Genomic DNA, 19966 nt, shown 5'->3' on the forward strand with positions numbered 1-19966 from the left:
TTACAGCAGGCGAACAAGCCACTAGGCTAGCCCCTTTTGCCATGGGATCTCATCTATGCCAACCACACTGATTTTCGGAGCCAGCCGCGGGCTGGGCCGCGCCTTTACTCATCATGCCCTGAACCAGGGTCACCGGGTCGTTGCGCTGGTGCGCAGCCCCGAGATGGCCATGGAACTGAGTGCGCTGGGAGTTGAGGTGATCGAAGGGGATGCGCTGGATCCGGCTGCGGTGCAGCAGGCATGTGCCCGTGCGGGACAAGATGCTCAGGTCGTCTCTACCCTCGGCAGCTTTCGCCAAACAGTGCCAGTGGACTATCAGGGCAACCGCCATGTAATCGATGCCATGGAGCAGGCTGGCCTGAAACGGCTGCTGCTGGTCACCTCCCTCGGCTGTGGCGACAGCTGGCAGTATCTGCCGCAGCGGGCCCGCGCCGCCTTCGGTCATGAAGTGCGTCTCAAGAGTCTGGCGGAGAGCTGGCTGCAGACCAGCGCCCTCGCATGGACCATTCTGCGCCCAGCGGGCCTTCAGGATGGCGACGCCACCGGCCGCGCCGAGCTGAGTCAGGGCAAGGAGGTACACGGACTGGTACGCCGCGCCGATGTGGCCGCCCAAGGGCTGCGCCTGCTGGCGGATGAGACAGCGGTGGGACAGATCTACGCCATCGGGGATCCCACGCTCCAGCGTGGCTAAAGCAGCAGTAAAACCGCTTAACCCCACCACATAACAAAACGGTCAGCCCAAGGGCTGACCGTTTTCACTTTACCGCACACGCCATCTCACGGGCGCTTGCACCATCCCGCTTAACCAGCGGTGGTTTCACCCTGCACGACTGACGGGCGAGCAACCGGCAGCGACCACTGCCGCCAACGCAGTAGCAGGCAAGCCAGCACGCCGTAGAGCAGCGCCAGTCCCCACAGCTGCCACCAGTAACGGGAGACCTGCGCGAAGTCGGCCCCCATCTGGTTGAGGCGCAGAAAACCCTCGATGGCGGGGATAGTGGGCACCCACTGAGCCAGCCAGTTGAGAGGCGCCGGGATCAGCTCGAGCGGCCAGATAAAGCCCGCCAGAAAGACCAGCGGCAGAGAGGAGATCAACACCACCTGAGTCGGCAGATCCCGCCGGGTAAAGATGGCGCCCAGCACAATCCCTAACCAGCAGGTCGCCAGCAGGAACGGCAGGGCGAACAGCCACAGCTCCAGCGGATCGGCATGACGAGCGATGTTGTAGTGATCGAGGCAGAAGCCGAGGAAGTAGCTCACCGGCAGCAGGAACAACCCCGCCAGCACCAGGGTTCTGGCCAGCAGCAGCGGCAACACAGGCGCGCTTTGCCAGTAACCATGCTCGCCGCGGCAGCTGCGCTGGTTCTGGGTCGCCCCCAGGATCCCCGCCCCCATCAGCAACACCTGATGGAGGATCAGCACAAATACCGCCGGCACCACGTAGTTGACGTAGCCCATAGTGGGGTTGAACACCGGCACCACGTTGAGGGCCACCGCATTCCAGCCCATGGCCGCTTGTGGCAGCGCCTCGCCGTGGCTCAACAGCCGCGCCACCTTCACCTGCGCGGCGAGAGTGCCACCGGCCTGCGCCAGCCCTTCGGCAATGGTGCCGTAGACCAGAAAGTAGGAGGCATCACCGGCATAGCTCAGGGTGACGCTCTTGCCCAGCATCAGGTCCCGATAGAAGTGGTTGGGGATGTGCAGGATCCCGCTCGCCGCCCCGGCCATCATCAGCTGGCGCGCCTCGGCCAGCGAATTGGCCAGCGCCACCAGCTTCACCTGCGGCGTGGCATCGGCCATAAACTCCAGCTGACGTGACAACTGACTGCCATCCTCGTTGACCACCACCACCGCCTCTTCCCGCGGCAGCTGATGCAGATAGGGCTGGGGATAGAGAAACGAGTAGAAGATCACCCCGCCAAACAGGGTGAGCATGATGGCGCGATCCGCCAGCAGGGTGCGCAGCTCTAGGCGCAACAGATCGACAAATCCCAGCATCACTCAGGCTCCTTTTCGGCGCTCGCCACTGCGGCTGATTGACGGGCCAGCTCGGCCTGCTGCTTGTAACGGCGTACCACCAGCAGCAGGGGGAGCAGGAACAGCAGCAGCGCCCCAAGTTGCGGCAACGCCGATGCGAGGGGCAGACCGTAGTTGCTCTGACCAATCTGCAGCTCCACATAGTGAGAGACCGGCAACAGGCTGCGCCAGAAGCGGGCGAAATCCCCCATGGCGCTCACCGGAAAGGTGACCCCCATAAAGGCGAAACCGGGCGCCGTGTAAGCCCCCGCCAGCGACAGGGCGCGCGCCGGATCCCGGATGATGCCGTAAAAGAAGGCCCCCATGGTGACGCAGGCGGCCGAGGCCAGCCCCAGCCCCACCAGCAATACCAGCCAATTACCGTGCATGGGGTAGGAGAAGCCCTTGAACAGCAGCAGCGTCCAGACAATCCCCCAGCCCCAGCCAATCAGCACGTGGGGCAGCAGGGTGCGCCAGAGGCCAAACCAGACTCCGCGAGTGGTCCAGTCCAGTCCCAGCCGATCGGTACGGGCCAGCGCATTGAGGCCAAACAGCACCACCAGGATCTGCCACACCGCGGGCAGAATGGCACTCAGCAGAAACTGGGCGTAGCTGGAGTTGAGGTTATAGAGCGCAGTCACCTGACTGCTGATGGGCACCGACTGCCCGAGAGCGCCGGGCAGCGCCTTGCCATCGGCCATCGCCTCCAGCACGCCGACCTGACCGTTAAGGGTGCCTACCACCTGCGCCAGCGCCGAGTTGACCAGCTTGGCGATCAGGATGAACTGGCCGTTGTTGAACACCGTCACCTGCGGCTGGGTGCCCTGACGGGCATCCCGCTCCAGATGGTTGGGGATCACCACCAGCGCATAGATATCGCCACCGCGCAGGGCGCGCGCCCCGGCATCGATGGAGTCAAACTGTTGCGCCACCTTGAGCCCGGCAGAGCCATCCAGCGAGAAGGCGAGCTGGCGCGAGAGCATGCTGTGGTCGAGATCCACCAGCCCCACCTTGAGGTCGCGGGCCAGCCCTGCCGAGAAGATCCAGCAGAGGATCCCCATCAGCAGCAGCGGCACCCAGCTCATCAGGGCACGACTGAAGGGATCCTGCCACAGCAGCCGAAATTCACGTCCCATCAGAGTTCAACCAGCACACTCATGCCAACCCGCAGCCCCTCAACCGGTTGCAGCGGGCGAGCCTCCACCTGGAAGCTCTTCATATCGAAGCCCTGACGGGTATCGGTGGCACGCCAAGTGGCGAAATCCCCCATCACGGCCACATGGGTCACCTTGAAGCGCACGGTCTGATCGCCAAGGCCTGGGATGCGGGCATCAAACTCGGTACCGACCGGGAAGCGGGGCAGCAAATCCTCGCGAACGTGGAACTGGGCCCAGGCATCGCTCATATCAAGCAGGGTCACCACCGGGAAACCTTGTGGCGCCAGCTCGCCGCTGCGCAGCAGTACCTGACTCACTTCACCATTGTGGGGGCTGGTGATGCGGGTATCAGCCAGATAGGCCTCAACCTCGGCCACGGAACCCGCCGCCATCTTGGCCTTCTCGCGAGCGGCGATCTTGGTCTCTTCCCGCGCCCCTTCCAACGCCATCTGATATTGCTGCCACGCCATCCCTTCGCTGTAGCGGGCGGCTTGCCAGGCGGTCCAGGCTTCGTCTCGCTTTTGCAGGGGCATTACGCCGTCGCGGTGCAGACTGGCAACCCTCTCATAGGTCTTGCCACGCAGTTGGGCTGCAGCCTTGGCTTTTTGCCACTGATCCTTGGCAGCGGCGATCTGCTGGGCTCGGGCCCCTTTCTCAGCCTCTTGCGCCAGCGCACCCGCTGCGGCCTCACCGGCCTTGGCCTGGCTCAGCTTGGCTTCGATCTCGGGGCTCGCCAGGGTAAAGACCAGCTGATCCTTGGCCAGCTGATCGCCCTTTTTCACCAGCACCTCGTCGATGCGACCCGGCACCTTGGAGGAGACCGAATATTGCTGCGCTTCAATCTGCCCTTGCAGATGCACCGGCTCCGGCTGATAGGCCAGCCAGAAACGCCAGCCGAGCCACACCACCAGGATCACCAGCGCCAATGGCAACAACAGCGGTTTACCCTGGCTCATCTTCTTTTTGATGGGGGGATGGCTCATCACTTCACCTCGACAAACGGGCGACCCTTGACGGTCGGAAAAGACATGAAAAAAGGAACAGACAGGACCGGGATCATGAGTTCACCTCGATCACCTGACCATGCTGATATTGATTGAAACTGTTCATCTGACCGGAGAGCGCCAGCAGGCGAGCCAGCGACACCACATATTGATAGGCCGCCGCTGCGCGCTGGGTCTTGACCCCCGCCAGCTGGTTTTGGGCATCCACCACATCAAGGGAGGTAGAAAGTCCCTGCCCGAAGGCTTTGTCCCGCAGCAGCACGTTCTCCTCTGCCAACGCCTGGGTGGAAGAGAGGGATTGATACTCCTCCAGCCCCTGCGCCGCTTCGCGCCAGGTCTTCTCTACCAGCAACTCCAGATCCTCGCGGGTCTTGGCCTGCAGCAGATTGACCTGCAGCTCGGCGCTCTTGGCGGCCTGCACCGTCTCGGAGCGGCCATCACGGCTCACCAGCGGCATGCTGACCCCCACCCCCACCAGCCAGTCCGGCGCTGTCTTGGAGGCGAGCGAATCATCTTCATAGAGGTTGTAGTTGCCGAACAGGAACACCTCGGGGGCATATTTGCCCTGCTCGACCCGGATCAGCCCCTTGGCCTGCTCCTTCTTGGCGCTGAGCAGCTTGAGACCGGGGTGCACCTCCAGGGTCTGGCTCACCAACCCCTCAAGGCGCGGCAGATCCTTGTTGACGAACAGGCCGCTGCCCGGCTGGGCATTTGGCAACTTCAGCATGCGGCCGAGGGCCAGCTCGGCGATCTCGAGGCTGCGGCGCGCCTTCTGGGTATCGATGCGCGCTCTGTCATAGGCCGACTGGGCGGAGAGACGCTCCACCCTGGCTATCTGGCCCTGCGCTTCGAGCTTCTTGGCATGATCCAAATGATGGGCCAGTCCTTCTTCGATCTCCTGTTTGGTCTGCACCACCTGAGCAGCCAGCACCACGCCGAAATAGGTCTGGGAGAGGCTCTCGAAGGTGGATTGCTGCTTGAGCACCAGCAGTTGCTGCGCCTCGCTCACCTGCGCCTGGCGGATATCCTGCGCCGCATCGATGCGACCACCGGCAAACAGCGGCCAGAGCATCTTGACCGAGCTGGTCACCACATTCTGTTTGGTCAGGGGGGTGACAAATGCGTTGGCCCCGACCCCGAACAGGCTGCCGAGCGCCAGGATCAGATCTTTCTGCTTGGCCAGCGGATTGAGATCGAGGGCATCAAGTTCAATCGGCTGATCAAGATGGGTATAGCTGGCCCCCAGATCCACCTTGGGCAGATACATGTCCTTGGCCGCCTCGCGCAGTTGCTTGGCCCGATCGACCCCAGCCTGCTCGGCAGCCAGCCCTTCATCCTGCTGGATGACCCGGGTCCAGGCTTCACCGAAACTGATGGTTTGCGCCTGCGCCGACCCCAGCACGGCCCCCATCAGACACGGCCAGAGTGATTTAATGAACCTTGACGTCATAGATCCCCAATCCGCTTTTGTTGCATAAATGTTTGGAGCATTTGCTCGACTTAAGCCCGCTATCATAACGCAAAGCGGGCCTGCAAGTGGACTGACAATTATGCAGGTGTCCGACCCGAATGGTACAGCGCTCACTCTCCGGCAATCTGGCCGTTTTTCAATAACTCCAGAATTTGCAAGCCTTGGCGCGACGTTTTTTTCAGAAAAAAATGGCTGACGCTCAAATACTAACCTTTTCTCCTGCCTAAAAAATGCGTAATATACGCCGCCCTAAGCCGATGGTAACCGTGGAATGCAGATAGGTCCCCACACGCTTGAAACTCCCTTGATTGTGGCTCCCATGGCCGGTGTAACTGACCGACCATTCCGTGAACTTTGTTTGCGATTGGGGGCTGGCATGGCCGTTTCCGAGATGCTGCTGGCCAACCCGGATGTCTGGGATACCCAGAAAACCCGGATGAGGATGGATCACTCTGCAGAAGGCGGATTGCGATCGGTCCAGATTGCCGGAGCCGACCCCGAGATGATGGCGTTTGCTGCCCGCTACAACGTGGAGCAGGGCGCACAGATCGTCGACATCAACATGGGATGTCCGGCAAAAAAAGTGAATAAGAAGTTGGCAGGTTCTGCCCTGCTGCGTGCCCCCGATCAGGTCAAAGCAATTTGCCGGGCCGTGGTGGATGCAGTGGAGGTGCCTGTCACCTTGAAGATCCGCACAGGATGGGATCCGGATAACCGCAATGGCGTGGAGATCGCCCGAATCGCCGAAGATTGCGGTATCGCGGCCCTTGCCGTGCATGGTCGTACCCGTGCCTGCCTCTACAAGGGCGAAGCGGAGTACGACACGATCAGGGCGATTAAGCAGGCCGTATCGATTCCTGTTGTCGCCAATGGTGACATCAACAGCCCGGAGAAAGCCCGGTATGTCCTCGACTATACCGGCGTTGACGCCGTGATGATCGGCCGAGCTGCGCAAGGACGACCCTGGATTTTCCGGGAAATCCGTCATTTTCTTGAGACGGGCACCAAGCTGCCGCCTCCCGAGAGGGAAGAGGTTCGCACCCTGATGAACGAGCATGTAACCAACCTGCACCGGTTTTATGGTGCATATCTGGGAGCGCGCATAGCCCGTAAACACGTGGGCTGGTATCTGGATGAAGAAGAGACGGGCCGAGAATTCCGTAAGCACTTCAATGCCCTGGATTGCGCAGACGCGCAACTTGAGGCACTCGAAGCGTATTTCGATGGATTAGGTTAACAAGATAACTAAAGAGCCGACCGAATATGTTCGAACAAACCCTGACTTCTGATGCATTGGTAACAACTACTCACAATCACGCTGCCGAGCCGACCCAGCGCCCCCTGCGTGACTCTGTGCAACAGGCCCTGCGTAACTACCTGGCCCAGTTGAACGGTCAGGAAGTGATTGATCTGTACGATATGGTTCTCTCCGAAGTCGAAGCGCCGATGCTGGACGTGATCATGCAGTACACCCGTGGTAACCAGACTCGCGCTGCCGTGATGATGGGTATCAACCGTGGCACCCTGCGCAAGAAGCTCAAGCGTTACGGCATGAACTGATTGCTGGCCGCGAGCCGCGACGGCGGTTCAAGGCAGATGCGAAAGGCGCCAGGTAGCAATACCTGGCGCCTTTCCTTTATGCTCTCCCCTCCATTTCACCATGACGACCCCGATGAACCGCACTCCCCTGCTGCTGATGGTACTGGTCACCCTGCTGGCCGCTGCCGGCTGGCTCTTCTCGAAAGAGGCGATCCGCGAACTGCCGCCCGCCGCCTTTATCGGCAGCCGCTTTCTGCTGGCCGCCCTGCTTTTGCTCCCCCTGGCCTGGTTGCGCGAGCTACCGCCGAGCCGACCCCAGATGGTGCGCGCCGCCGGTTGTGGCACCCTGCTCGGCGCCAGCCTGTTGCTGTGGGTCACCGCCATCAGCCAGAGCGATGCGCTCGGCAGCGGCGCCTTTATCATGAGCGTCGCCACCCTGATGGCCCCGCTGGCCGCCTGGGCAGCCTTTCGGGCCAAACCCGGCCGCCACTACTGGCTCACCCTGCCCATCGCCATCGCCGGTTTGCTGCTGCTCTCCAGCAGCACCCACTGGGGCGTGTCGCTCTCGCTGTTCTGGTTTCTGGCGGCGGCCACCACTCTCGGCATCCAGCTTGCCGTCCATCGCCACTTCGCCCAATCCATTGCCCCCACCTGGCTCACCTGCATCCAGCTGGCGATGACCGGCCTGCTCGGCACTCTGCTCTCACTGCTGACCGAACAGTGGCCCGAGGCTGGAGTCAGCCACGGCATCTGGGGCTGGTTTGTGGCGAGCGTCTTGATCGCCACCACATTGCGCTACTGGCTGCTCACCCACGCATTGAGCAAGATGACTACCGCCCACGCCGCCCTGATGATGCTGCTGGAACCGGTCTGGACTCTGCTGCTGAGCACCCTCTTCTACAGCGAACCCCTCGGCGGCGCCAAACTGGCCGGTGCCGGACTGGTGCTCGGCGCCCTGGTGCTCTACCAGCTCCCCCTGCTGCTGCGCAGTGCTCGGCTCAAAACGCCCGTCTGATCCGCGTCACCGCCCTGCGGGGCGGTGTCACCATTTCCCTCCTGTTTGCTTATCTTGTCCTGCCAATGCTGACGTTCTGTTAACGGCCTTTAACCCTTGGTATCCAGAGGGTTAAAGGGCATACCCCATGAAAAAATGCCATATGGCCAGCTTGATGAAGGTCACATACCTGCCCCTCTTAGCTCCCTATGATGCCCCCATCATCGGTCTGGACAATCCTGACGATGGCCACACATGGGAATAACAAGAGAAAAGACTATGCAGCAAACCAGCCCCCTCAAGACGGTCACGGTCAGCATATTGGCAACCGCCATGCTGATCTTTGTGGCCCAGTACCTGATAGGCAAGCAGGAGATCAAGATAGGCATCGCCATCATTCCGATCCTGCCGATGCTCTTTGCCGTCATCATCGGCATGATTGTCTCCGCCAAGCCGGTCAAGGATCGCATCCCCGGCTGGAAGAGTCTCTTCACCGAGAAAGAAGAGGGCTTCTGCGGCAAGATGGTGGGCTTCAGCCTGCTGATCCTGGGTACCCAGTACGCGGGGATGATCATCCCCAACCTGAAGATGATCCTGAGCGTCGGCGTACCGCTGTTCCTGCAGGAGATTGGCAACCTGCTGCCGATCCTGATCGCCATCCCGCTGGCGGTGAAGTTCGGCTTTGGCCGCCGCGCCATCGGGGCCTGCTCCTCCATCAGCCGTGAGCCGTCAGTCGCGGTAATTCAGGGCAAGTTCGGCACCGGCTCTCAGGAATACATCGGCGTGCTGGCTATCTACCTGTGCGGCTCCGTTATCGGCACCCTCTGGTTCAGCGTGCTGGGCAGTATCGCCCCGCTCACCGGCCTGCACCCGCTGGCGCTGGCTGCCGGCTCCGGCGTGGGCTCAGGCTCCATGCTGAGTGCCGCCTCCGGTGCCCTGATCAACGGTCTCGATGAGGCGCTGGCCCAGCAGGTGCTGAGTATCGCAGCTGCCTCGAACCTGCTCTCGTCTGCCCTCGGGGCGCTGTCCCTCACCTATCTGGGTCTGCCGCTCGCTGAAAAAATCTATGCCCTGACTGCCAAAGGAGAGAAAGCATGAAAAGCATCGTAATGGATATGCGGTTCGTCTTTCTGGCGATCCTGCTGGCTATGTTTACCCAGACCCTGACCACCGGCACACCACTCTGGCTGATGGGTGACAGCTTCATCGCCATGTCACTGGTGGTGTTCGCTTCGCTGATTGCCAAGCGCTACCTGCCCTCCTCCCTGCCGGCGTTTGCCTATGCCACCATCATCGGCATTCTGATCTGCCTGCCGGAGACCCCGGTACGCGGCCTCTTTATCGACGCCGTCGCCAAGATCTCCTTCCTCTCCTGCTGCGTACCGCTGCTGGCTTTTGCCGGTCTCTCGGTGGGCGGTCAGCTGGAAGAGCTGAAGAAGATGTCCTGGAAAGTGATCCTGATCTTCATGATCGTCTCCACCTGCTGCTTCTTCGGCGCCTCGCTGGTGGCCCAGCTCGGCTTCTCCATCCAAGGGATCATCTGATGAACAACATCCACATTGAACCGGCCCTGCTGGCCCTGCGCGACTTCAGTCAGGAAGTGCGCCACCATCTGCACACTATTCCGGAAGCCTCCGGCGTCGAGTTCAAAACCTCGGCCTACTGCCGCGAGCTGATGACAGGCTTTGGCTACTGTCTCACCGACTACCCGGGCTTCACCGGTTTTCACGGCGATCTGGTGGTTAACCCAGTGCTGCCGACCATCGCCTTCCGTGCCGACATGGATGGCCTCGAGATGCATGACATGAGCGACGTTGCGTTCAAGTCAACCCATGAGGGAATGGCTCACAACTGCGGTCACGACTCCCATATGGCGATCGCTCTGACCGCAGCCAAGTTTCTGGCCGCCAACCGCGATCGCTTGCAGTACAACGTCCGCTTTATCTTCCAGATGGCGGAAGAGGACATGCGGGTGCCGGGCGCCGAGAAGATGGTCGAACTGGGCTGCATGAAGGGGGTGGACGAGGTCTATGCCCTCCATAACGACGGCGCCATGGAGACCGGCACCATCAAGTTCAACCACGGTGTCATGTCCTCCTGGGGCTCCGCCTGGACACTGGATGTGCACGGTATCTCCGCCCACGGCTCGACCCCCCACAAGGGGCTGGATGCCATCCGTGAAGCGGTGCGGATCATCGAGGACATGGACTACATCGTCGCCAAGCGCACCAGTCCGTTCAGCCCGGCGGTATTTGGCTGCGGCATGATCAACGGCGGCACCATCCCCAACGCCATCGCCGACCATGTGCAGGCGCGCGGCACCATCCGTGCCATGGATGCCGAGACCGACCAGATCCTGAAGAACAGCTTCAAGGAGATCGTGGCCCAGAGCGAACTGCGCGGCTTCAAGACCAAGATGGTCTATGCCGGGTATCCGGCGGTCGAAAACCACGCCGATGCCTGCGCCCGTCTGCTGCAAGCGGCCGCCGACGTATTGCCCTCCGAGGGGATCAACGCTCAGGGTCAGCCGATGACCGGCAGCGAAGACTTCAGCTATATGGTCAACGCCTGCCGTGGCCGCAAGGGGGCCATGTTCTTCCTCGGCAGCGGCTGTCAGGCCAAAGGGATCTGCAACTACCTGCATGCGAATCCCTACTACCTCGATGACGACTGCCTGCTGGTCGGAGCCCAGATCTTTATCAATCTGGCGACCCGCAGCGCTTAATCCCGCATACCGATAAAACCAGAAGAGAGGCCAAGGCCTCTCTTTTTTTGTCTCTGTATTTTTGCTCTGTGTACGACAAACAACCCGCGGTTAGAGCCACGGCAACTCCGCCATATTGGCAGCGGGCGGCTGGTTGATAAGGTGCAGCTGCACCGTCTCCCGGCTGATATGGGGGGCGTAGAGGTGGATAAAGTCGTACATGTAGTCACGCAAATGGGCATGTTTGCGCAGGCAGATGTGGGTCGCGCTCGAGGCGATCAGGTGGTCGATGTTGAGGCTCACCAGAGCCTCCCTATCCCCCTCGTCAAAGGCTACGCTTGCAATCACCCCGACCCCCATGCCGAGCCGGACGTAGTGCTTGATCACGTCGGTGTCGGTGGCGGTCAGCACGGTTTTCGGCGAGAGGCCGTGACGGCTGAAGGCCTTGTCCATCTTGGAGCGGCCGGTAAAGCCGAACACATAGGTGATGAGGGGATAGCGGGCCAGACCCGCCATCGACAGCGGCTGGCAGTCAAGCAGCGGATGAGCGTGCGGCACCACCACACTGCGCCCCCAACGATAACAGGGGACGGCGGCCAGCTCGTCGAATAGGTACATGGACTCGGTGGCGATCGCCATATCCACATCGCCGCTTTGCACCATCTGGGCCAGTTGGGCAGGCGCCCCCTGATGGAGCTGGATCGCCACATCGGGATAACGACGGCTGAACTCGGTGATCACCGCTGGCAGCTTGTAGCGAGCCTGGGTGTGGGTGGTGGCGATACGCAGCACCCCGCTGGTGGCCAGTTGCTCCCCCAACGACAGCTGGTTGATCTGCTCCACCTGCGCCACTACCCCCTTGGCCAACTCCATCACCTGCTCGCCTGCGCTGGTCAAGCCGACCAGATTTTTCCCCTTGCGGGTAAAGAGGGCGAGCCCCAGCTCATCTTCCAGCATCTTCATCTGCTTGCTGAGGGTTGGCTGGGAGGTGTAGAGCTTCTCCGCCGTCGCCGAGATGTTGAAGTTATTCTTCACTATCTCGGTAAAGTTCTTGAGCCGGGCGATGTTCATCTGGGCAAGGGATCTCGCTGCTGCGGCCAGTGGGGCTGGCCTGAAAAAGAGAGAGCGGGGCTGGCCCCGCAGCTAACCGCCGACCATACCACAGCGCGGCACACGATAATCTGCCCCAGGTCAGAAAGCGGCGAGCTAGTCGCTGGCGAGCTTGATCCCGAGCCCGACAAACAGGGTGCCGATGCCCCGGTTGAGCCAGCGACCGAGACGCTGCGACAACCGAACCTTGTGGCTGGCATAGACGGTGGTAAAGACCAGCAGATGACACCAGATGATACCGCCCAGATTGAAGATGCAGCCGAGCAGGATAAAAGCGAGTGCCTTGTCGGGGGCATCCGGTGCGATGAACTGGGGCACGAAGGCAAGGAAAAAGAGTGCCACCTTGGGATTGAGAACATTGGTCAGCACCCCCTGCCGGTAAATCTGGCCATAGGAGAGGGCTGGCAGGGTGGCCCCTCCCTCCATTGCACCCGTAGCCTGCTGGCGCAGCAGGGAGAACCCCAGATAGATGAGGTAGATGGCGCCAGCCAGCTTGATAAGGGCAAACAGTTCGGCCGAGGCGCTGAGCAGGGCCGACAGACCGAGGGCCGCCGCCAGCACATGCACCATGACACCGGTGCCAATGCCCAACGTCGCGACCGAACCGGCACGCCACCCTTGCGAGCCGCTGCGCAGCATGACCAGCAGGGAGTCGGGCCCCGGCATGATATTGAGCAGCAGCCCCGAGACCATAAACAGAGCAAGATCATGAATACCGAACATCATCCCTACCCTCGTAAAGCAAAACCAAACAAAAAGGGCTCCGCAGAGCCCTCTTTCCTTTCACTCTGCGGCAGCTGACACATCATCAGCTGTCCCGCCAGCCATCAGGGCCGCAGCGCCTTGTCCGCCCGGGAGATACCGCAGACGCCGGAGCGCACCACTTCGATGATCTCGTTGGTCTGGGCGGCAGTCTTGATAAAGGCATCCAGCTTCTCGCTGGTGCCCACCAGCTGTACCGTGTACTGCTCGGGGGTGACGTCGACGATCTGGCCACGGAAGATATCCGCCAGCCGTTTCAGCTCGTCACGGGCCCCACCGGCGGCGCGCGCCTTGACCAACGCAATCTCCCGCTCGATATGCTCCCCTTCGCTCAGGTCACACACCTTGAGCACATCCACCAGCTTGTGCAACTGCTTCTGGATCTGCTCCAGCACCCGCTCGTCACCCATGGTGACTATGGTCATGCGTGACAGGGTGGGATCCTCGGTCGGCGCCACCGTCAGGGTCTCGATGTTGTAGCCGCGCTGGGAGAAGAGACCCACCACGCGGCTCAGGGCGCCGGATTCGTTCTCCAGCAGAACGGAAATTATATGTCTCATCAGGTTCTCTCCGTCTTGCTCAGCCACATCTCATCCATGGCGCCAAACTTGATCTGCATCGGATAGACGTGCTCATCCGGGTCGACCGAGATATCCATGAACACCAGCCGATCCTTCATGGCGAAGGCCTTCTCCATGGCGCTCTCCAGCTCGGCCGGATCACTCACCGCGATGCCGACATGGCCATAGGCTTCCGCCAGCTTGACGAAGTCCGGCAGGGACTCCATGTAAGAGTGGCTGTGACGACCGCCGTAGAACATCTTCTGCCACTGCTTGACCATGCCCAGCGCACGGTTGTTGATGGAGATGATCTTGATGGGCACCCCGTACTGCATGCAGGTAGAGAGCTCCTGAATGTTCATCTGCACCGAGCCATCCCCGGTGACGCAGCAGACCACCGCATCCGGATTGGCAAACTGGGCCCCCATGGCGGCCGGAATGCCGAAGCCCATGGTGCCGAGGCCCCCTGAGTTGATCCACTGGCGCGGTTTGGCAAACGGGTAGTAGAGGGCAGCAAACATCTGGTGCTGGCCCACGTCGGAGGCAACGAACGCCTGACCCTGAGTCACCTTGTAGAGGGTCTCGATCACCTGTTGCGGCTTGATCTGGGTTGCCGACTTTTCGTAGGCCAGACAGTGACGGGAGCGCCACTGGTTGATCTGGCTCCACCAGTCCGCCAGCGCCTCCTTGTCGTTATCGAAGCCACACTCGCGGATCACTTCCAGCATCTGCTCCAGCACGGTTTCCACCGAGCCGACGATGGGCACATGGGCCTGCACCGTTTTGGAGATGGAGGTGGGGTCGATATCGATATGAACCACGGTCGCATTGGGGCAGAACTTGGCCACGTTGTTGGTGACGCGGTCATCGAAGCGGGCACCGACAGCGAAGATGAGATCCGCGTTGTGCATGGTCTTGTTGGCTTCGAAGGTGCCGTGCATCCCCAGCATGCCGATAAATTGCGGATGGACGCCGGAGAAGGCCCCCAGCCCCATCAGGGTGGTGGTCACCGGCAGGTTCAGCAGCTCCGCCAGTTTGGTCACCAGATGGTCCGCATTGGCGTTGATGGCGCCACCGCCCACGTACATCACCGGACGCTGGGCTTCTACCAGCAGCTTGGCTGCCCGCTTGATCTGCCCTTTATGGCCAGACTTGGTCGGGTTATAGGAGCGCAGGGAGACCGTCTCGGGATACTGGTAGGGGAATTTTTCTTTCGGGTTCTGCACATCTTTGGGCAGATCCACCACCACCGGCCCCGGGCGGCCGCTGGCGGCAATGTAGTAGGCCTTCTTGATGGCCTCGGGAATATCGCTCGCCTTCTTGCACAGGAAGCTGTGCTTCACCACCGGACGGGAGATACCGATCATGTCGGTCTCCTGGAACGCATCCTCACCGATCATGCTGGTCGGCACCTGGCCGGAGAGGATCACCAGCGGAATGGAATCCATATAGGCGGTGGCAATACCGGTAATGCAGTTGGTCGCTCCCGGGCCTGACGTTACCAGCACAGTCCCCACCTTGCCGGTGGAACGGGCGTAACCGTCAGCCATGTGAACCGCGGCTTGCTCGTGCCGCACCAAGACATGCTCCATCTTGCCGTTTTCGAAGAGAGCGTCATAGATGTCGAGCACTGAGCCACCAGGGTAGCCGAAGACGTGCTCAACTCCCTGATCTTCCAGCGCTCTAACCACCATCTGGGCGCCTGATAACATCTCCATGATAAAGCCCTCCAGGCTTTGCTCCGTTTAGCGAATCCCGCCGACGATGCCGTGCTTCCCGGCACGGCCCGATCCGTTTCTTGTTGTTATCTGAATGCAGATCGGTCCAATTCAGCCCCGTCGACAGTAGAAAAAAAGGATTTTTCCGTCATTCACCCGAAAATAGGGTGAAAAACCAACTTAACCCGCTTCATAACGCTTGTCCACGGCTTTATCTGACCAGAACAGTCATACATTTCAACCGGCTATTAACATTCAATGACTTGCCGTAGCGACCATGAGACAAAAGGGAAGGAAGTCGGGGAATGGCCAGCGGATCATTCCGCAGAGGGGAAAAACAGCCACAAAAAAGCCCACCGCTCAGCGGTGGGCTTGATGCCGAATGATGACTCAGTTGTCCTGATCCGGCTCCGCCAGCCAGATCTGCTGATCCGGATCGGTCTCTTCACTGACCGAGATGCTGACCCCCATATCGAGCAACTCGTGCAGGGTGAGATTGTCAGCCAGGTTCATGACTTCGCCGTTTTCATTGGTAAAGCGCATTTGCTCCGTCCTCTCCTTGGTGGGATCGCCTTTCAGTCTAGTCAACAACGCTCACTTGCGATAACCAGCAACTGGATAAACAGTCGCCCCCATCCAGCTCGCTCAGGCGATCACTCACCTCCTCCGGAAACAGGGTGCGCGCCCAGAGCCGACGTGACAGAGAGGCCACGCTCTCGTCAGCGCCCGCCGCCAGCCAGCGGGCCAGCTCCCCCGCTACATCGGGGTAACAGACTGCCCCCGGCGAGGCGCTGTCGAGCCAGGTACGCACCAGATTGGCATCGAGCACATCCATCAGGGTCGCCAGCCCCATCATCTCGAGCGTCTTGCCGTTGGTCAGCTGCTCGAACTGGCCGCCGAGGGGCTTGACCAGCAACTTCTTGCCGAGGCTGAGCGCCTCGGAGGCGAGCTCGAAGCCGGCGTTGGAGATGACGCCGCGACATCCTGCCAGCACCGTCAGAAAAGCGGGGCGCGAGGGGGGCTCAAAACGCAGGTTGCGCCACTGGCTCGAGCTGCGAATGGCTGGGTGAAAGCAGACGAAGCGCTGCTGGCCAAAGCGGGACAACAGTGCCGCGATCGCCTCAGTCTGCTCGAACGGCAGATAAACCAGGATCTCGCCGTTATCCGGCATCACCCGAACAGGATCGATCACCGGTGGCAAAATCGGCTGACCGAAGTGAAACCAGTGCAGCCCGAGCGGCTGATTGACCGGCGCAAAGTGGCGCATCAGCTGGCGACTCAAGCCATCTTCACCCCAGCGGGGGATCGGCCAGTTGAAGCTGGCCTGATGGCTGACGGTAAGGCTCGGGATACCGCAGCGGCGGGCGGCATGGGCGGTCAGCGGCTCAAAATCGCTCACCACCAAATCGTACCCGTGGCAGTCGAGCCTTTGCAGATCCCGCCAGAAGGTGAGCGGCGATGCCGCCTGCAGGGTACGCCACGGCGAGACCCGCCCCTCGTGGCTGACAAAGGTGAGCCCGGCAAAGGTGCGGTACTCCCCAAACTCTTCCATATCGAAGTAGCGGTCAGCGGGTCGCCCGCTGAAGAGATAATCCACCTCGACCCCGGCCGCTCGCAGCGCCCGGGCCAAGGTGCGGCTGCGGCTGATATGACCGTTGCCAGTGCCTTGCACGCCAAACAGTATCTTCATCCCTGACTCCAGCAAAGGGCCATCAAGGCGCAGCCGCCCCCCAGCAGGGCGCCTGCCACCAGATCGCTCAGGTAGTGAACCCCGAGCAGCAGCCGAGATGCCCCCACCAGCGCCGCCCAGCCAAACAGCAGCGGTGCCCAGAGCGGAAAACCGGTCGCCAATATGGTGGCCATCAAGAAGGCGGCGGCAGTGTGGCCAGAGGGAAGGCTGTAACGATCGGAGGGGGTGATAAAGACCGGCAAACCGACTGGCCGTTGCCGTTTCAGGCTGTTTTTCAGCAGCAGATAGAGAGGCAACTCGATGGCAAAGGCGAGCAGCGCCAGCTTTACCAGCTCGCGTTCACTCTCCCCCTGCCACCAGAGCAGGGCGGCCAACACGGCGTAAAGCGGGCCGTCACCGGTACGGGAGACAAGGCGACTCACCCTGGCTTGCTGCCGGTTATAGGTGTGCAGCAGACAGACCCGGCATACCTGCAGGTCCCATTGCTGGATCTTGTTCATAACCCCTCCTTCCCCGAGATCTCGTTGCAGAGTAGGGAGGCGGGATGACAGGGTGTTGAACGGGGGATAACAGATTTATGAAAAAAGGGCCAAACGGCCCTTTTTAATCGATGAGTTGTGCGGTTATCAGTGATTGCCGCGCAAACCGGTCTCCATCAGGCGGCAGTTGTGATCCGCCAGACGAGCCATGAACTGTTCGTCTACTTTCAGGCCAAATACCTGCTCGTAAAGATCTTTCATCACGAACGGCTGCCACATCATGCTGAGGAAGGAGATCTTCAGCATCTCGGGATCCAGATTGTCACCCAGCTCGCCGTTGGTTTTCATGGTTTCCAGCAGGGCGTCGAACTGGGGCAGTTGACGTTCCAGCAGGCGGCTCAGCACAAAATCCCGTCCCGGGCTCTTCTCGGTCGACAATGCGCTGGAGATAGCGGAGGTCAGCTCGCTGTTAGGCGCCATCACCTGATAGTAGGTGTTAAGCAGCTCGTTGAGGCTGTGGTTGCTGTGCTCATCTTGCCAGGCATGGTCAAGCGGCTCGGCCACATCACCCAGTACCGCCTTGTAAAGACCCTCTTTACTGCCGAAGTAGTAGTGGATCATCGCCAAGTTGGAGCCAGCCAGCTCCGCGATTTCGCGTGTAGTTACCTTGCTATAGGGAGTATTGAGAAAACGCTCACGGGCGGCAGCAAGCAACTTGTCACGAATGTCAGAACGTCCGACCGGACGACCTGGTCTACGTTTTTCCATTTAACACCTCAGATAATTCAGCCAATGCTGATAAGTCGATCTGGTTGTGCAGAGAATAGAGCACAGCAGGAATGACCAGATAATCGGTCATGGGCCGAATATGGGACAAGGAAATTTGCAATCCTTTACAATCCGATTAAATACGTCAGCAGATTGCCCCTGACCTTCCGTGTTGACACAGCATAAAAATCTCGATATTGGTAAAAGCGTTATCGACTGGAAGGAATAACAACGTCATGCGTATCGCCACCCCGCTACTACTAATCTCCCTAATCGCGTTAACTCGCGCGGGATCCTTGTAGCCGGGCTAAGGCATAGCCGGAATTTACAAAAACCCGTGCACCCTGCACGGGTTTTTTTATGCCGCCGCAGGATGCACGTTACCGAACTTAGGAAGAGGGAAGTCACATGTCAGATCGGGTCATCATATTCGACACCACCTTGCGTGATGGTGAGCAGGCCCTGGCGGCCAGTTTGACAGTCAAGGAGAAGCTGCAGATAGCCCAGGCGCTGGAGCGGCTCGGTGTCGACGTCATGGAGGTGGGCTTCCCGGTCTCCTCTCCCGGCGATTTTCAATCGGTGCAGACCATCGCCCGCCACATCAAAAACAGCCGGGTCTGCGCCCTCGCCCGCGCCCTGCCCAAGGATATCGACGCCGCCGGCGAAGCCTTGCGGGTCGCCGAGGCGTTTCGCATCCACACCTTTATCTCCACCTCCTCCATCCATGTGGAGAGCAAGCTGAAAAAGAGCTTCGAGGATGTGCTGGAGATGGGGGTCGGCGCCATCAAGCACGCCCTGCGCTACACCGATGATGTGGAGTTCTCCTGCGAGGATGCGGGCCGCACCCCGATCGATAACCTCTGCCGCATGGTGGAGGCCGCCATCAAGGCGGGGGCCCGTACCATCAATATCCCCGATACCGTGGGCTACACGGTGCCGACCGAATTCTCCGGCATCATCCACACCCTGTTCAACCGGGTACCCAACATCGACAAGGCCATCATCTCGGTCCACTGCCACGATGATCTGGGGCTCTCGGTGGCCAACTCCATCGGCGCGGTACAGATGGGGGCCCGCCAGATCGAGTGCACCATCAACGGCATCGGCGAGCGGGCGGGCAACTGCTCGCTGGAAGAGGTGGCGATGATCCTCAAAACCCGCGCCGACCTGCTCGGAGTGCAAACCAATATCCGCCACAACGAAATTCATCGCACCAGCACGCTGGTCAGCCAGCTGTGCAATATGCCGGTGCAGCCCAACAAGGCGATCGTCGGAGCCAACGCCTTCTCCCACAGCTCCGGCATCCATCAGGATGGGGTGCTCAAGGCGAAAAACACTTACGAAATCATCACCCCCGAGAGCATTGGCCTGACCCAGAACAACCTCAACATGACCTCCCGCTCCGGCCGCCACGTTATCAAGCACCGGATGGAGTCTATGGGTTATGCCGAGAGCAGCTACGACCTCGACCACCTCTACGGCAAGTTCCTGACCCTGGCCGACAAGAAGGGGCAGGTGTTCGACTACGACCTCGAAGCGCTGGCCTTCTTCAGCCAGATCCACGAAGAGCCCGAGCACTTCAAACTGGAGTACCTCGGGGTGCAGAGCGGCAGCTCGGTACTGGCCACCGCCTCGGTCAAATTGAAAGTGGGGCAGGATCTGATCTGCGAAGCGGCTACCGGCAATGGCCCGGTGGATGCGGTCTACCAGTGCATCAACCGCATCACCGGCTATGAGATCCGCATCGACAAATATGCCCTCAAGAGCAAGGGCGAAGGGGAAGATGCCCTCGGTCAGGTCGATATCGTCGCCGAGTACAAGGGGCGCAAATTCCACGGCATGGGGCTGGCCACCGACATCATCGAATCCTCGGCCCACGCCCTGCTCCATGTGATCAACAGCATCTGGCGCGCCGATCAGGTGGCCGAGCAGATGGAACGCAATAACAGCATCAAATCAGAAACCGTCTGAACAGGGTTCGGAACCAAACAGAC

General features: G+C 60.5%; 20 protein-coding genes. 8 read left to right on the forward strand and 12 right to left on the reverse strand.

Features of this window, described 5'->3' with window-relative positions; all coding sequences use genetic code 11:
- The first annotated feature begins 55 nt into the window (after nt 1-55).
- Nucleotides 56-691, forward strand: coding sequence for an SDR family oxidoreductase (locus WBR25_RS17385; RefSeq protein ID WP_479748735.1), 636 nt, complete (start codon nt 56-58; stop codon nt 689-691).
- A gap of 110 nt (nt 692-801) precedes the next feature.
- Here WBR25_RS17385 and WBR25_RS17390 read toward each other — a convergent pair whose 3' ends face one another.
- The 4 genes from WBR25_RS17390 to WBR25_RS17405 all read right to left on the reverse strand — a co-directional run bounded on the left by WBR25_RS17390 (nt 802) and on the right by WBR25_RS17405 (nt 5627).
- The gene (locus WBR25_RS17390; protein ID WP_479748737.1) at nt 802-1998 is read right to left on the reverse strand and encodes an ABC transporter permease; all 1197 of its coding nucleotides are present in this window, start codon (nt 1996-1998) and stop codon (nt 802-804) included.
- The gene (locus WBR25_RS17395; RefSeq protein WP_479748738.1) at nt 1998-3152 is read right to left on the reverse strand and encodes an ABC transporter permease; all 1155 of its coding nucleotides are present in this window, start codon (nt 3150-3152) and stop codon (nt 1998-2000) included. The genes WBR25_RS17390 and WBR25_RS17395 overlap by 1 nt, the downstream gene beginning before the upstream one ends.
- The gene (locus tag WBR25_RS17400; RefSeq protein WP_139477853.1) at nt 3152-4156 is read right to left on the reverse strand and encodes an HlyD family secretion protein; all 1005 of its coding nucleotides are present in this window, start codon (nt 4154-4156) and stop codon (nt 3152-3154) included. The genes WBR25_RS17395 and WBR25_RS17400 overlap by 1 nt, the downstream gene beginning before the upstream one ends.
- A gap of 73 nt (nt 4157-4229) precedes the next feature.
- Nucleotides 4230-5627, reverse strand: coding sequence for a TolC family protein (locus WBR25_RS17405; protein ID WP_479748740.1), 1398 nt, complete (start codon nt 5625-5627; stop codon nt 4230-4232).
- Nucleotides 5628-5919: 292 nt separating this feature from the next.
- On the opposite strand from WBR25_RS17405, the gene dusB reads away from it, so the two are divergent.
- The 6 genes from dusB to WBR25_RS17435 all read left to right on the forward strand — a co-directional run bounded on the left by dusB (nt 5920) and on the right by WBR25_RS17435 (nt 10906).
- Nucleotides 5920-6885, forward strand: a complete 966-nt coding sequence (gene dusB, locus WBR25_RS17410) for a tRNA dihydrouridine synthase DusB (protein WP_019445016.1) — start codon at nt 5920-5922, stop codon at nt 6883-6885.
- Nucleotides 6886-6911: 26 nt separating this feature from the next.
- Nucleotides 6912-7208, forward strand: coding sequence for a DNA-binding transcriptional regulator Fis (gene fis, locus WBR25_RS17415; protein WP_005309538.1), 297 nt, complete (start codon nt 6912-6914; stop codon nt 7206-7208).
- Nucleotides 7209-7320: 112 nt separating this feature from the next.
- Nucleotides 7321-8202, forward strand: a complete 882-nt coding sequence (locus WBR25_RS17420) for a DMT family transporter (RefSeq protein WP_479748743.1) — start codon at nt 7321-7323, stop codon at nt 8200-8202.
- A 258-nt stretch (nt 8203-8460) separates the two neighbouring features.
- Nucleotides 8461-9279: a DUF3100 domain-containing protein gene (locus WBR25_RS17425; RefSeq protein WP_005358215.1), complete on the forward strand. Its 819-nt coding sequence runs from the start codon at nt 8461-8463 to the stop codon at nt 9277-9279.
- Nucleotides 9276-9725: a hypothetical protein gene (locus WBR25_RS17430; protein ID WP_033114935.1), complete on the forward strand. Its 450-nt coding sequence runs from the start codon at nt 9276-9278 to the stop codon at nt 9723-9725. Before WBR25_RS17425 ends, WBR25_RS17430 begins: the two co-directional genes overlap by 4 nt.
- Nucleotides 9725-10906, forward strand: a complete 1182-nt coding sequence (locus WBR25_RS17435) for a M20 metallopeptidase family protein (protein ID WP_167567210.1) — start codon at nt 9725-9727, stop codon at nt 10904-10906. The genes WBR25_RS17430 and WBR25_RS17435 overlap by 1 nt, the downstream gene beginning before the upstream one ends.
- Nucleotides 10907-10996: 90 nt before the next feature.
- Here the strand turns inward: WBR25_RS17435 and WBR25_RS17440 are convergent, their stop codons facing one another.
- From WBR25_RS17440 to WBR25_RS17475, 8 genes are all read right to left on the reverse strand, one after another.
- Nucleotides 10997-11956, reverse strand: coding sequence for a LysR substrate-binding domain-containing protein (locus WBR25_RS17440; RefSeq protein WP_479748745.1), 960 nt, complete (start codon nt 11954-11956; stop codon nt 10997-10999).
- 135 nt (nt 11957-12091) lie between these two features.
- Complete coding sequence (locus WBR25_RS17445; protein ID WP_199415554.1) at nt 12092-12718, reverse strand: LysE family translocator; 627 nt, start codon at nt 12716-12718, stop codon at nt 12092-12094.
- Nucleotides 12719-12822: 104 nt separating this feature from the next.
- Entirely contained in the window at nt 12823-13317 is a 495-nt protein-coding gene (gene ilvN / locus WBR25_RS17450) for an acetolactate synthase small subunit (RefSeq protein ID WP_005311605.1), read from the reverse strand.
- Complete coding sequence (locus WBR25_RS17455) at nt 13317-15035, reverse strand: acetolactate synthase 3 large subunit (protein WP_005339146.1); 1719 nt, start codon at nt 15033-15035, stop codon at nt 13317-13319. The genes ilvN and WBR25_RS17455 overlap by 1 nt, the downstream gene beginning before the upstream one ends.
- A 390-nt stretch (nt 15036-15425) precedes the next feature.
- On the reverse strand, nt 15426-15578 hold the full coding sequence (locus WBR25_RS17460) for a hypothetical protein (RefSeq protein WP_005341188.1): 153 nt from the start codon (nt 15576-15578) through the stop codon (nt 15426-15428).
- Between the two features lie 37 nt (nt 15579-15615).
- On the reverse strand, nt 15616-16725 hold the full coding sequence (locus tag WBR25_RS17465) for an MJ1255/VC2487 family glycosyltransferase (RefSeq protein WP_479748749.1): 1110 nt from the start codon (nt 16723-16725) through the stop codon (nt 15616-15618).
- Nucleotides 16722-17225: a phosphatase PAP2 family protein gene (locus WBR25_RS17470; RefSeq protein WP_042031824.1), complete on the reverse strand. Its 504-nt coding sequence runs from the start codon at nt 17223-17225 to the stop codon at nt 16722-16724. The genes WBR25_RS17465 and WBR25_RS17470 overlap by 4 nt, the downstream gene beginning before the upstream one ends.
- Nucleotides 17226-17351: 126 nt before the next feature.
- Nucleotides 17352-17972 (reverse strand): TetR/AcrR family transcriptional regulator, encoded by a 621-nt coding sequence (locus WBR25_RS17475; RefSeq protein WP_033114941.1) that lies wholly within the window; start codon nt 17970-17972, stop codon nt 17352-17354.
- A gap of 408 nt (nt 17973-18380) precedes the next feature.
- On the opposite strand from WBR25_RS17475, the gene leuA reads away from it, so the two are divergent.
- Nucleotides 18381-19943 (forward strand): 2-isopropylmalate synthase, encoded by a 1563-nt coding sequence (leuA, locus tag WBR25_RS17480; RefSeq protein WP_005341192.1) that lies wholly within the window; start codon nt 18381-18383, stop codon nt 19941-19943.
- Nucleotides 19944-19966: the final 23 nt, after the last annotated feature.

This window comes from Aeromonas sp. MTB, assembly GCF_056632455.1.

Coding starts and splice junctions, on each gene's coding strand:
- WBR25_RS17385 (WP_479748735.1), top strand. CDS start 56: ATGCCAACCACACTGATTTTCGGAGCCAGCCGCGGGCTGGGCCGCGCC.
- fis (WP_005309538.1), top strand. CDS start 6,912: ATGTTCGAACAAACCCTGACTTCTGATGCATTGGTAACAACTACTCAC.
- WBR25_RS17475 (WP_033114941.1), bottom strand. CDS start 17,972: ATGGAAAAACGTAGACCAGGTCGTCCGGTCGGACGTTCTGACATTCGT.
- WBR25_RS17445 (WP_199415554.1), bottom strand. CDS start 12,718: ATGTTCGGTATTCATGATCTTGCTCTGTTTATGGTCTCGGGGCTGCTG.
- dusB (WP_019445016.1), top strand. CDS start 5,920: ATGCAGATAGGTCCCCACACGCTTGAAACTCCCTTGATTGTGGCTCCC.
- WBR25_RS17460 (WP_005341188.1), bottom strand. CDS start 15,578: ATGCGCTTTACCAATGAAAACGGCGAAGTCATGAACCTGGCTGACAAT.
- WBR25_RS17425 (WP_005358215.1), top strand. CDS start 8,461: ATGCAGCAAACCAGCCCCCTCAAGACGGTCACGGTCAGCATATTGGCA.
- WBR25_RS17455 (WP_005339146.1), bottom strand. CDS start 15,035: ATGGAGATGTTATCAGGCGCCCAGATGGTGGTTAGAGCGCTGGAAGAT.
- WBR25_RS17395 (WP_479748738.1), bottom strand. CDS start 3,152: ATGGGACGTGAATTTCGGCTGCTGTGGCAGGATCCCTTCAGTCGTGCC.
- WBR25_RS17420 (WP_479748743.1), top strand. CDS start 7,321: ATGAACCGCACTCCCCTGCTGCTGATGGTACTGGTCACCCTGCTGGCC.
- WBR25_RS17465 (WP_479748749.1), bottom strand. CDS start 16,725: ATGAAGATACTGTTTGGCGTGCAAGGCACTGGCAACGGTCATATCAGC.
- leuA (WP_005341192.1), top strand. CDS start 18,381: ATGTCAGATCGGGTCATCATATTCGACACCACCTTGCGTGATGGTGAG.
- WBR25_RS17435 (WP_167567210.1), top strand. CDS start 9,725: ATGAACAACATCCACATTGAACCGGCCCTGCTGGCCCTGCGCGACTTC.
- WBR25_RS17405 (WP_479748740.1), bottom strand. CDS start 5,627: ATGACGTCAAGGTTCATTAAATCACTCTGGCCGTGTCTGATGGGGGCC.
- WBR25_RS17440 (WP_479748745.1), bottom strand. CDS start 11,956: ATGAACATCGCCCGGCTCAAGAACTTTACCGAGATAGTGAAGAATAAC.
- WBR25_RS17390 (WP_479748737.1), bottom strand. CDS start 1,998: ATGCTGGGATTTGTCGATCTGTTGCGCCTAGAGCTGCGCACCCTGCTG.
- ilvN (WP_005311605.1), bottom strand. CDS start 13,317: ATGAGACATATAATTTCCGTTCTGCTGGAGAACGAATCCGGCGCCCTG.
- WBR25_RS17470 (WP_042031824.1), bottom strand. CDS start 17,225: ATGAACAAGATCCAGCAATGGGACCTGCAGGTATGCCGGGTCTGTCTG.
- WBR25_RS17400 (WP_139477853.1), bottom strand. CDS start 4,156: ATGAGCCATCCCCCCATCAAAAAGAAGATGAGCCAGGGTAAACCGCTG.
- WBR25_RS17430 (WP_033114935.1), top strand. CDS start 9,276: ATGAAAAGCATCGTAATGGATATGCGGTTCGTCTTTCTGGCGATCCTG.